This window comes from Flavihumibacter sp. UBA7668, from assembly GCF_002483205.1.
In the GTDB taxonomy this organism is placed as follows: domain Bacteria; phylum Bacteroidota; class Bacteroidia; order Chitinophagales; family Chitinophagaceae; genus Flavihumibacter.
On record NZ_DLHM01000001.1, the window covers coordinates 425,987 to 438,287 of the forward strand.

The following is a 12,301-nucleotide window of genomic DNA, read 5'->3' on the forward strand; positions in this document are numbered from 1 at the left end:
TCGGATTATTAAACCTGAATTGAAAAAACCTTTCCTATACCGATTTAAGCAGCTACAACTGCGCTATTTAACCATAGGAGGTTACTTTATTCTTAGTTTGCTTTTTGGATTACATTCCCAGGCTCAGGTCAAAGCTGATTTTACCTCTAAAAGCGTTGAAGGCTGTGCGCCTTTTCTGGTAGAACTGGAAAATACTTCCACTGGCACTACAGCTGCAGCTGAATACAAATGGGAACTAGGAAATGGAAATACTTCGTATTCCCGCGATGCAGCAGCTATTTATTCTAATCCGGGAACCTATACCATCCTGCTTACTATTTCAGAAAATGGTGTAACTGCAACCCGGCAACAAACGATCCGGGTCCATTCATCTCCGACGGTAAATTTTATTGCAGATACATTGATTGGTTGTGCCCCATTGGAAGTGGGCTTTACAATTCAACCCAACCCCGGAGAGAATACAAACGGATATTCCTATTTCTGGGATTTTGGAGATGGAACTGTTTTGGAAACCAGCACTCCTGCCAATATTGAACATAAATATACATTTGGCCAGTACAATTCAGTCAGCCTGGTTACTACGAATCAGTGGGGCTGTCAGACTAAAATCCGGAAGGATTCATTTGTAGTTATTCACAATACCCCAAAAATTACTTTTTCTTCCATCGATAGCATATTGTGTAACGACAATAGTACTATTCAGTTTATAAACAATTCTACTGATCCGGAAGATTTAAATTTCGTTTGGGAATTTGGAGACGGCAGCACTTCAACAATTAAAAACCCTTTACACACCTATGCAGAAAAAGGCCAATACAATGTTACATTAAGAGCCACCAATGAATCAGGCTGCAGTGCATCTTTAAAGAAAGAGAATTATATAAATGTTTCTTATTTTAATCCATTTATTAAAATTCCGGAAATCACCTGTTCAAATAATGAAATACAATTAAAAAATAATAGTAAGCCATTGCCATCCACAACACTTTGGCAAATAGAAGGATTTGGAAGCGGAAATAGTTTTCAGTTACATGAAGCAAGGTATACGATTCCTGAACCCGGAACATATACTGTCAGAATGATTAATGAATACAGTCCAAATTGTAAGGATACTACTTACCAATCAATAAACATAAATCCTATTCCGGATATTGGAGAAATACAAGCAACAGAGCTGCCCTCCTGCGAATTTCCTGCAACATTTGTTTTAAAAGACACCTGCTCAATTTCATCTAAATGGGAGTGGCGTTATGAATTTAATGACCCTACTATTATTGGAGACCAACGATCGCTTAATTTTGTAACTAAAAACTTGAATGGTTTTTATGTTAAACTTACTTCTTTTTCTGAGCATGGGTGTAACGCTGAAAAAGTACAACTGATTCCATACCAGCCACCTGCTGCAATAAAACTTTCGAACCTTAGTTCCCACGATCCTGCCCTTATTAACGGATGTACAAATAATATGTATCAGTTCAGGCTTGAAACTGATCTCGATATTGTATCGTATAAATGGACAATCAATGAATATGATACAATTCTGACTGAAGCAAGTCCGATTTTCAATCTATCCAAGGCAGGAATTACTTATGTTTCAGTAGAATTCATAACAAGTTCTGGCTGCAAATCATCGCTAACGCATGGTTCAATCACAATTGATTCTCTACCAAAATTTTCCGCTGTATTACTTTCTGACCCGGAAGTTTGTGGAAACACACCCGTTTATATAGAAGGAACCGGTATCGAGAATGTTTCATCCTGGTTTTATGATTTTGGAGATGGAAACTGGCGGGTTGGACATAGTAATACGGAAACAGGAAAGTTCTTATACGGACACAAATATCAAAATGAAGGCACCTACAACATTAAAGTATTGGCATCCAATGTTAATTGTTGGGACTCTATTGAAATCAATACACCAATCATTGTAAAACCACCCTTTCCGTCCAAATCCAGATCAATTTATAATTGTGAAAACACCCGCGGTGAGATTCAGTTTTTTGACGGATCAAATCAAACTGATAACTGGGATTGGGATTTTGGCGATGGCACAACGCTTTCCTATACAGATGCCCGCCCGGTAATTTCACATACTTACACACAATCAGGAACTTATAATGCAGTACTTACGAGCACAAGTGGCTCATGTACCGTTCATGACACTACTGTGGTTCGGGTTCTTTTAAAACAATCACCCAGATTAAGTACAACTGCGCAGGAAATTTGTCCTAAACCAGGAAGTATAATTGATTTCAGAATAGACAAATTTGAATCTAACTTCTGGGATTATAACAGATCGCAATATGGTTTTTATGGATTGATTAATGAAGATGGTGAGAATATACCTATAGCCTATGTTAAACCCTTTGATTCTACCGGAATTGATTTTGGTATTTCAACAGAAAGTTTAAAACCTGGCACCTACTCCATCAGAGCAATTTCAGTATCGTTTGAATATATATGTAATGATACCTCATTACCCTTAACTATTACTGTCAAAGGCCCTGTTCCGAAACCATATTTTACAATACCAAAATGTGGTGAAAATTTTATCCTGCTGCAGGATTCATCCAAGCCTTTCGGATCAATCTCAATTACCAACTGGGAATGGATATTCCAAACAGGACTAACCAGCAATTCAAGGGAAAGTATTGCTGTACCTTATCAACCAATTAGTCAATGGGCTTCTCATGAAGTAGTACAACTTAAACTAACAGATTCCGAAGGTTGCGAATCCATTAGTATTTTATCCATACCAACAATTTATAAAGTAGTTGCAAAATTCACAGTAAATCCCACTGAGATTTTCACGCAAACACAGGCAATATTTAATAACCTTTCTGAATTCCCACCCCAAAAAGAAATTAGATACGAATGGAAGATTAATAATGTTCCATATTCAAACGAAAAAGAACCCGGCTATACATTCACCAATCCAGGCCAATATACAATTCAATTAATTACACGATTTGCAGATAATTCCTGCGCTGACACAATGGACCAGATAATTGTAGTTAAATATCAAAATGTCAATTTTAAAACTCAAACCGGTTTTGTAAAAAACAGTGGTTGTCCACCACTTGTAGTGAATTTTAATGCTACTGTGGTGGGTGATCCAATTATTAGTTGGGATTTTGGCGATGGTTCAAGATCGGAGAACAGCTTTTCGCCTACACATACATTTCACCAACCTGGCAAATACTACATTAAAATGAATGCCATTTTCCAGAATGGTCAAAGAATTGAAAGCATTGATTCAGTAGAAGTGAAAGGATCCATTCCTGCCAATTTAATGGCTGATAGCTGGTCAGGTTGTATAACTCAGATAGTTCAGCTTGAAACTTCTGCACCAGGGCTGTTGTATGCCTGGGATTTTGGCGATGGCACTGTTCTCACCAATAACATAAAATCAGCCAATCATACTTACCTGAACGCCGGCATCTATCAACCATCCCTGCTTGTAATAGATTCTTCAGGTTGCAGACAATTAGGTGAAGCCCCGGAATCAGTTATTATTGACAGCTTGAGTCTATCTTTAAACTCCCTGCCCGAAAGATTCTGTGAAAACGCAGTCATTCAGTTAACTCCAGTTATATCCAGTGTGGCAGAACAGGCAGGTCACCCGCTTTCCTACACCTGGGATTTTGGAACCACCGCGTTAACAAGATTTTCCAATGAACGAAATCCGGTAGCCAATTATGGCTCCACCGGTTCTCATACGCTGCAATTAACCGTACTGTCTCCGCTCGGCTGTACAAAAACGATCTCCAAATTAATTAGCATTGATAAGCTGGTAAGGGCACAAATCCTTTCTCCTGACCTGGTTTGCGAAGATAAGTCCATTCAGTTAGGGGCCCAGGCTGCCGGAACAAACCTTCGCTGGAACTGGAATTTTGGAAATGGACAAACAAGCCACGCCCAGGAACCTCCACCGGTCCAATTTAATGCTGGCACCTACCTGGTTCAATTGTACACTATTAACCAGGCTTGTATTGACACAACAGAAAAACTGGTACGGGTTTCCCCTCTTCCCACTATTCAGCTAAAAGAAGCCGACCTGGAAATTTGTACCGGCCAGTCGATTGAATTGCAGGCAACTGGTGCCGTAACCTATTCCTGGTCACCTGCCACCGGTTTGAATAATCCAAGCATTGCAAATCCTATTGCCAATCCTGGTACTTCGGGCAACTTCATGGTTACCGGTACTTCTGCAGATGGCTGCAGTGCAACAAATCAGGTAAACATCACCGTTATACCAGATTATAATCTAGAAATTTCACCGGACACCGGCATTTGTATAGGTAATACAGTACCCATTCGTGTAAGTGGTGGTGCAAATTATGAGTGGATAGGAACTACTGCCGGATTAAGTTCAATAAGCAGCCCTAATCCAATTGCAAAACCAGACCAATCAACCATCTACCGGGTACGATCAACTGCTGCTGCCGGTTGTTTTCCCAAAGAAACCGAGATCAATATTCAGGTGTATCCCATACCAATGGTTTCATTGGGCCAGGATATAACTACAAGCGCTACTTCAACGGTTACACTTAGCGCACAAACCAGTGCAGATGTTACCACCTGGTCCTGGAGTCCTGCAAATTTCCTTAGTTGTACCAATTGCCTTCAACCACTTGCTACCCCTTCGCAAGACATGGTTTATACACTTGAAGTAAGTAATGAAAATGGATGTATTGCCAGTGATGAAATCAAAATCATTGTGGGATGTGATGAAAACAAAGTCTATATCCCGAATGCCTTTACACCCAATGGTGACGGCAAAAACGATCGCTTTCAAATCCAGGCAACCGGAATAAAAGAAATTGAATCTTTCCAGATTTATAACCGATTCGGTCAACTCGTTTATGAAATTAAAAACGGAGACCCATCCAATTCATCTCACGCATGGGATGGCCGTTTTAAAGGAATGATACAGGCTTCGGGAACTTATGTATATTTTATTCAGCTTCGCTGTTATAACAACCAGCCGATTGTTCGGAAGGGATCCGTAGTATTACTATATTAATACAAACTCATCCTCCTGACGCTCATCGTTCCATTCAACAATGAAGTTATTGCGGCCCTCTCCGGTTATGATGGTCATGTATTTTTGCTGTACCAGCTCAAGCATACTCAGAAAGGTGAAAATAGCATGAATCCTGTTTTCACAGATCTCGAATAATTTTTCGAAACTCATGGTCTTTTTCGTACGACAAAGATCCAATACATTCTCCCGGCTTTTTTCCATGGTATAATTGTATTGCACCACTGTATGTACCGGTTTATTATTGCGGTCATATACTTTCTGCATCACTTTTTCAAACGATTTCATCAGTTTGAATAAAGTGATTTGCTGAATTTCTGATCCTTCACTCGCTTCTTCTCCAATATGCCCCAGTTCTTTATTGGCATTCCCTCTTTTCACCATCAGCATCCGGACTGCTTCCATTTCCGTAAGCTCCGCCGCCGCCTGCTTGTATTTGCGATATTCCAGCAATTTGTCCACCAGTTCCTGACGGGGGTCGATTTCATTTCCCTGCGCATCGATCTCTTTTCTTGGCAACAACATTTTGGCCTTGATGCGCATCAATGTGGAAACAAATAGAATGAACTCACTCGACATCTCGATATTGAGTTTTTCTTCCCCATGAATAAAATCAAGAAAATCATTGATGATGCGGGTAATCGGAATATTGTAAATATCCAGTTCATCCCGCTCAATAAAGAACAACAACAGATCGAAGGGTCCTTCGAACTGTGGCAGTTTGATCTGGTAAGAAAGTTGCTGCGCGGCCATACTTCACAAAAATTAAACTTCCCGGCAAAAGTACCGGGAAGCAGGAAAGATACGAAACTTAAAATTTTGCCGACAATCCGACGCCCAACAGGGAGCGAATCTGTGTTCCCGGAGAATCGCCATTGGGACCGAATTGCTTGACATCATCATCATAGATCAAATCAAGGTTATATGTAACACTCAGGAACTTATTCACTTTCATCGCAATGGAATTGGTCCAGAAAACATCGATATTCTTAGGCTCCGCGCTAATCTTAACATCCGTCAAAGGATCCCGCTTGCCCAGATAATTGGAAAACAGGTCAAGTCTGGATTTATAAGAAACATTCTTGAAAACTTCCTTGAAAAAGTTGGCAGAAAAATAAGCACCTGCTTCAATAGATACTTTTCTGGCCGGATTTACGCCATATAGAGCAGCCAATGGAACTTCCTGTCCGCCATCCGGCAAGGGTATGGAACCATCCTGATAATAATAACTATACGGATCATTGCTTACGATAACCCATCTCGCAGAAATAGGCGATAACATTACACTAAAATAGGAAACAGGTTTCCATTCAACACCCGGAGAAACCAACAGGTAAGCGGGTGCAAATAAGCCCGAAACACGCCGGCGGATTCCTTTAGCCAGATAATCATAATCATAACCATCCGTCATCTGGGTACGGAGATTGAAAACCCCAACAAGCGCCCATTTCGGATTCAACTGATGCCCCGCTTTGCTGTAAAAGTCTATTTTATCATCTGTCTTACGGGTACCAACTGAACTGGTCCGCTGTACAGCATATCCAAGATCAAGGTTATTATTCCAGAAAAAATTCCCTTTTTTCTTATTGGCAAAAAGGGTTGAATAACCGGCTACTGAAATGGAAGACTTTTCCGCTCCCGCTGCCCAGTTACGTGCACTACCCTGTGCCAGACTAAAATTGAATAACCCTCCTCTACGCCAGCCTCTGGCATTGTATTTATAGGTGGTATCGTCGTGAGTAGTCCTTTCTGCAACTTTTTTCAATCCAGATACAGTTGCATCCTGTGCCTGCAGCATATTGCCCAACAGCAAACTGCCTGCCAGCAGTGTCATGGTTTTTTTCATAGTAATCCTGTTCTTTCGTTGATAAAAAAGGGCATTTTGAAATCGTCAAAATGCCCGTGCAAATATATATAAAGAAGAATTATTATTTCTTCCTGAGTTCATCTCTTATTTCAGCAAGCAATGTTTCTGTGGGCGTTGGTCCTGCTGGAGGAGCTGGTTCCGGAACAGGAGGACGACGAAGTATTGCTTTAATAAAGATATAACACACAAAGGCCACAATTATGAAATCCAGGGTAGCAGTAAGAAATTCTCCATACTTGAATGTGATCGCCTCTTTTACCACAGCATTGTTTGCATCCATTTCAGCTTCCCGGATTGTAAGCACCATCTTGGAAAAATCTTTTCCACCGGTAATTAGTCCAAGGATGGGCGAAATTAATCCGCCTGTAAAAGACCCTACTAATTTGGTAAAAGCAGTGCCCATCAAAAAACCGATGGCAACATCTACCAGGTTTCCCTTGGTTGCAAAGGCTTTAAAATCGGAGAAAAATCCCATAATAAATGATTTTAGGTTTTGTATGGTAATAGTTTAAATATCCAATTATTTTTCCAAACTACGCTGAAAGCTGAAATTTGCTTTATGTTCATTTCACCCAGACTGCTCAATTGGTTGCTTTTTGTTTCACTTGCCCTGATCTGGGGCAGCTCATTTATCCTGATGAAAGCAGGAATGCAATCACTTTCAGCTTATCAGGTGGCTGCCATCCGGATGCTTAGTGGTGGATTGATTTTGTTGCCATTTGCATGGAAATCTTTTCGTGAAATTCCCCCAAATAAAATCTGGTTGATTATTCTATCCGGGTTTCTGGGTAGTTTTTTCCCGGCATTTTTATTTTGTATTGCCGAAACTAAAATTGACAGTTCGCTTGCCGGAATCCTGAATGCCCTGACCCCACTTTTTACCATCAGCATTGGAGCACTATTTTTTCAGTTGCAGGTAACAGCCACAAAAATTGCAGGAGTGGTCCTGGGATTTATCGGACTTTGTTTGCTCTTTATAGTAAGAGGGAATTTAGACTTTAGCTATCTCTCCTATTCCTTTCTGGTTATTCTGGCAACCCTTTGTTATGGTATAAATGTAAATATGGTAGCACGTCACCTGAAGGGAATTGGCTCTGTCAGTATCGCTTCCTTTGCCTTTGCCTGCCTCATTCCGCCATCTTTATTTATTCTCTGGAAAACCGGCTATTTTACTGATTTCAGCAGCACTTCAATATCAACTACCTGGTGGATGTCCACTTTTGCGTCCATCATCCTCGGTGTAATGGGAACGGCCCTCGCCTCCATCATATTTTATATGCTGGTGAAGAGGGCCGGAACATTGTTTGCATCCCTGGTTACCTATGGAATTCCATTTGTTGCCATCGGCTGGGGATTACTGTTTGGCGAATCCATATCCATCCTTCAGATTGCCTGCCTGCTTATTATTCTGGCGGGTGTTTATTTGGTCAACCGGAATAAAAAGGCTTAAACAGCCATGATCTCTTTTTCTTTCTGAGCCAGGTGTTTATCAACGAGTGCAATATGTTTATCAGTCAGATCCTGTACCTCTTTTTCAGCATCTTTTGCCGCATCTTCACTCAGTCCGTCTTTCTGTAATTTTTTAATCTGTTCAATGGCTTCTCTTCGAATACTGCGGATCGCCACTTTAGAATGCTCGCCTTCTCCATTACATCTTTTTACCAGCTCCCGGCGACGCTCCTCCGTAAGAGGAGGAAGGAACATGCGGATCATTACGCCATCATTCTGCGGATTGATCCCAATATTGGAGTTAATGATTGCCCGCTCAATTGGTTGCAGCATATTCTTTTCCCAGGGCTGAACCGTAATAGTTCTGGCATCCGCCGCAGTAATATTAGCTACCTGGGCAATTGGAGTTGGTGAACCATAATAATCAACTACAATTCCGTCCAACATCTGGGGATTGGCCTTTCCTGCCCTGATTTTCACTAATTCCGCTTCCAGGTGTTGAATCGCTTTTTTCATGGAATCACTGGCATCGTCCAGGATCATGGATAATTCTTCCGTCATTGCTTATAAATTATTCGGGCAAATCTAAGGAAATGGAATTATTTCTTCTCTATTACCGGAGAATCTGAAAGGGGAACCAGTTTCCCTCCCGATTGTTTACGGATCTCATTATTCGAAGTAACGAAGAATTGCGGCTGGCGTTTCCGAACCAGATAAAGTACTCCAATTAAACTGAAGAATATTCCAAAATAAAGGGTCATCAGGAAGGTGCTGCCCATTGTATGAAAGATGAATCCTATTGTTACCATTCCCGCATTGAGGCTCATCAGACTAATGGCAATTGTTCTATGAGAACAGCCAAGGTCCAGAAGCAGATGATGTATGTGATTGCGATCTGGTGAAAATGGGGAGCGCCGGTTAAACATTCGGATTCCAAATACGCGAAGAGTATCAAGCAATGGTATCATCAGAATTCCAAACCCAACAGCTGGTGAAGCATGGATGGAATAGGAATGTCCAGGCACCATGGCTACATTTATAAATTTCACAACCAGCACGGCGTTTACCAGGCCAATTAACAGGGATCCCGTATCACCCATAAAGATTCTGGCAGGCTGAAAATTGAAGATTAAAAAGGCAAGTACCGAGCCAGCCATTGAAAAGGCAAGTACTGCTTCCGGCATATGACCGGTGAATACAAAATAAGTTCCGAAAACCGTTGTTGAAAGTAAACCCAGACTTCCTGCCAGTCCGTCCACTCCATCAATAAGATTGAATGAATTCATTACTACAATTGCCGTCAGATAGGTGAAAATAAGACTGAAAGTTTCAGGTAATGCATAAACGCCAAGAAAGCCCTGCATACTTTCAATTTGCAAATCGCCATAATAAATCACGATAAATGCTGCCAGTACCTGACCTATAAATTTTTTAACTGGTGAAATGATGATGATATCATCTTTCAATCCCATATAAAAAATAACTACAGAAGCAGCCAGGTAAAACTGAAGATGTTTGGCCTGCTGAAAATTGGCAATCAATAAAACAGCAAAAAGAAATCCGGCAAAAATACCCAGTCCCCCGAGGGCAGGAATAGCAGCCTGATGAATTTTTCGCTCATCTGGTATATCATAGATTTTTTTCATGGCTGCTACCCGGATAATTACGGGAATAGCCAGAAAAGTAATTGTAAATGCGATAGTTAAAGCGAGAATTACGTCAAACATGTGCTGCTGTTTCCGGTTATTTTACTAAAGCTCCTAAAAAAATTGTGCCCTGAGAGTATAAACGAAAAAAAGCTTTCTTTAGTCTTATTCTGCCGTAAAGATCTGGCCAAATAAGTTAGATTTGCCCCACAAATTTTGAATATGGCCAGTTTAGAGGAAATTGCTTCCCAAATCAGACGCGATATTGTTCGGATGGTACACGGTGCTTCCAGTGGTCACCCGGGTGGTTCACTTGGCTGTGCTGATTATTTCACCGCCTTGTTTTTTAAGGTGATGAAGCACCAGCCTGAATTCAATATGGATGGCCGGAATGAGGATCTTTTTTTTCTGTCAAACGGACATATTTCTCCGGTTTATTATGCTACCCTGGCTCGTTCCGGCTATTTTGATAAGCAGGAACTGGCTACATTCCGCAAGTTGAACAGCCGACTGCAGGGGCATCCGGCTACCCATGAACACCTGCCGGGTATCCGGATTGCCAGTGGTTCACTGGGGCAGGGAATGAGTGTTGCCATTGGAGCAGCGCTCGCAAAAAAGCTGAACAATGACCCTCATCTTGTTTTCTCCCTCCACGGTGATGGTGAACTCGACGAGGGCCAGAACTGGGAAGCCGCCATGTTTGCAGCCCATCATAACGTAGATAACCTAATCTCTACCGTTGACTGGAATGGCCAGCAAATTGATGGTTCCACAAAAAAAGTAATGGATCTTGGAGCGCTGGATAAAAAATTCGAAGCATTTGGCTGGGAAGTACTGATTCTTGAAAAAGGAAATGATGTGTCTGCTGTGGCAGATATGCTGGAAAAAGCCAAAACCTTTACTGGTAAGGGTAAACCCATTGTTCTACTAATGAAAACAGGAATGGGTGCAGGTGTTGATTTTATGGAAGGAAGTCATGAGTGGCACGGCATCGCACCAAATGATGAACAATTAGCTAAAGCGCTGGCTCAGCTTCCGGAAACACTCGGTGATTATTAACCAAGATCCATTTGGGATGCAGCTGCTTTTCTGGCCGGTAACCAGGACGCCAGAAAGGCAACGATAATTACTGTAGCGGAAACCAGTAGAAAATCAGGTAACATTATTTTTACCGGATACTGATTGATGACAAAACTTCCACCATCCAGCTTCACCAGTGCAAATTTTTGTTGGGCCCAGCAAATGAGTAATGCCAGTAGCATGCCGACCCCGGCTCCAATTCCGGCAAGCAGAAATCCCTCACTTATAAAAATGGACTGAATTCTGCCTGAGGATGCCCCCATTGCTTTTAAAACCTGAATATCTTTCTGTTTTTCCAATACCAGCATGGTTAGCGATCCGATCATAGTAAATGCTGCCACTACGAGTATTAAGGATAGCAGGATATAAATCACCCATTTTTCCATCTGCATCACACTGTATAATCCCTGGTTTTGCTGATACCGGCTGAGAATAGTGTATTCTTTACCGAAAATTTTGCGAAGTGAGGCACTTACTTCCTCCTCATCAGCCCCTTCTGCCAGGGCCAGTTCAATACCGCCAAATTCATCTGGATCCAGGTTTAGGAGTCCTTTTAAAAAATCCAGATTGGTCAGCACATACTTATTATCAAATTCCTGCTGAATGGCAAAGGCACCAGCGGTATAAATATTTTCTGCTATAAGTGCAGACATCGGGTCGGCAATATTAATGCCAGCGCCTCTTTTAGGTAAATAAGCAGTTATCGGAAGCAGCTCCCGATCACTCCACAACCCTAATACGGATTCTACCCCAACCCCCAGTATAGCGCGCGGTTTTTCTTTTGTGCCAAGATCAAATTGACCCACTTTGACATATTCTGCCATGGTGGTAACCTTTGTATACTGACTGTCCACCCCTTTCAGAAAAGCAATGGTTTGAGCTTCGCCATTTTTTAACAACGCTTTCTCTTCCAACACTTTTGACCAGGCTTTGATACCCCGAATGCCAGTCATTGCCTTTTCCTGTTCCGGACTGAGTTTGAGAAGTTTACCCTCTGCCGGAACGATCTTGAGTTCGGTATAAAAAGTAGCATAAAGTGATTTTACCAAATCCTCAAACCCGTTAAATACGCTTAAAACAACGATGAGGGATGCTGTTCCTACTATTACAGCCACCACACTAACCCACGCAATGATATTGATGGCATTGGTTGATTTTTTCGACTTAAAATAGCGCCAGGCGAATAAAAAATTCAAGGGGGGGTGGTTTATGGGA

Annotated in this window: 9 protein-coding genes; 3 read left to right on the forward strand and 6 right to left on the reverse strand. The window is 41.5% G+C overall.

Annotation, left to right across the window (positions count from 1 at the left end; translation table 11 throughout):
- Nucleotides 1-19: 19 nt before the first annotated feature.
- On the forward strand, nt 20-5,026 hold the full coding sequence (locus tag B2746_RS01845) for a PKD domain-containing protein (protein ID WP_290790358.1): 5,007 nt from the start codon (nt 20-22) through the stop codon (nt 5,024-5,026).
- On the opposite strand, the gene B2746_RS01850 is transcribed toward B2746_RS01845, so the two are convergent.
- The 3 genes from B2746_RS01850 to mscL form a co-directional block, all read right to left on the reverse strand.
- Nucleotides 5,018-5,797 carry a segregation and condensation protein A gene (locus B2746_RS01850; RefSeq protein ID WP_290790361.1) on the reverse strand — a complete coding sequence of 260 codons (780 nt, stop codon included), beginning with the start codon at nt 5,795-5,797 and terminating at the stop codon, nt 5,018-5,020. The two genes, B2746_RS01845 and B2746_RS01850, sit on opposite strands and share 9 nt — an antisense overlap.
- 58 nt (nt 5,798-5,855) lie before the next feature.
- Nucleotides 5,856-6,890 carry a DUF3078 domain-containing protein gene (locus B2746_RS01855; protein WP_290790363.1) on the reverse strand — a complete coding sequence of 345 codons (1,035 nt, stop codon included), beginning with the start codon at nt 6,888-6,890 and terminating at the stop codon, nt 5,856-5,858.
- A gap of 82 nt (nt 6,891-6,972) precedes the next feature.
- On the reverse strand, nt 6,973-7,386 hold the full coding sequence (mscL, locus tag B2746_RS01860; protein WP_290790366.1) for a large conductance mechanosensitive channel protein MscL: 414 nt from the start codon (nt 7,384-7,386) through the stop codon (nt 6,973-6,975).
- 84 nt (nt 7,387-7,470) lie between these two features.
- Between mscL and B2746_RS01865 the strand changes: the two genes are divergently transcribed.
- The gene (locus B2746_RS01865) at nt 7,471-8,361 is read left to right on the forward strand and encodes a DMT family transporter (protein WP_290790369.1); all 891 of its coding nucleotides are present in this window, start codon (nt 7,471-7,473) and stop codon (nt 8,359-8,361) included.
- On the opposite strand, the gene frr is transcribed toward B2746_RS01865, so the two are convergent.
- Together frr and B2746_RS01875 are read right to left on the reverse strand one after the other, a co-directional pair.
- Nucleotides 8,358-8,921: a ribosome recycling factor gene (gene frr, locus B2746_RS01870; protein WP_290790372.1), complete on the reverse strand. Its 564-nt coding sequence runs from the start codon at nt 8,919-8,921 to the stop codon at nt 8,358-8,360. The two genes, B2746_RS01865 and frr, sit on opposite strands and share 4 nt — an antisense overlap.
- A gap of 38 nt (nt 8,922-8,959) precedes the next feature.
- Complete coding sequence (locus B2746_RS01875) at nt 8,960-10,087, reverse strand: glycosyltransferase family 4 protein (protein WP_290790375.1); 1,128 nt, start codon at nt 10,085-10,087, stop codon at nt 8,960-8,962.
- A gap of 141 nt (nt 10,088-10,228) precedes the next feature.
- Between B2746_RS01875 and B2746_RS01880 the strand changes: the two genes are divergently transcribed.
- Complete coding sequence (locus tag B2746_RS01880; protein WP_290790378.1) at nt 10,229-11,065, forward strand: transketolase; 837 nt, start codon at nt 10,229-10,231, stop codon at nt 11,063-11,065.
- Here the strand turns inward: B2746_RS01880 and B2746_RS01885 are convergent.
- Complete coding sequence (locus B2746_RS01885) at nt 11,062-12,282, reverse strand: FtsX-like permease family protein (protein ID WP_290790380.1); 1,221 nt, start codon at nt 12,280-12,282, stop codon at nt 11,062-11,064. The genes B2746_RS01880 and B2746_RS01885 overlap by 4 nt on opposite strands.
- Between the last annotated feature and the right edge of the window lie 19 nt (nt 12,283-12,301).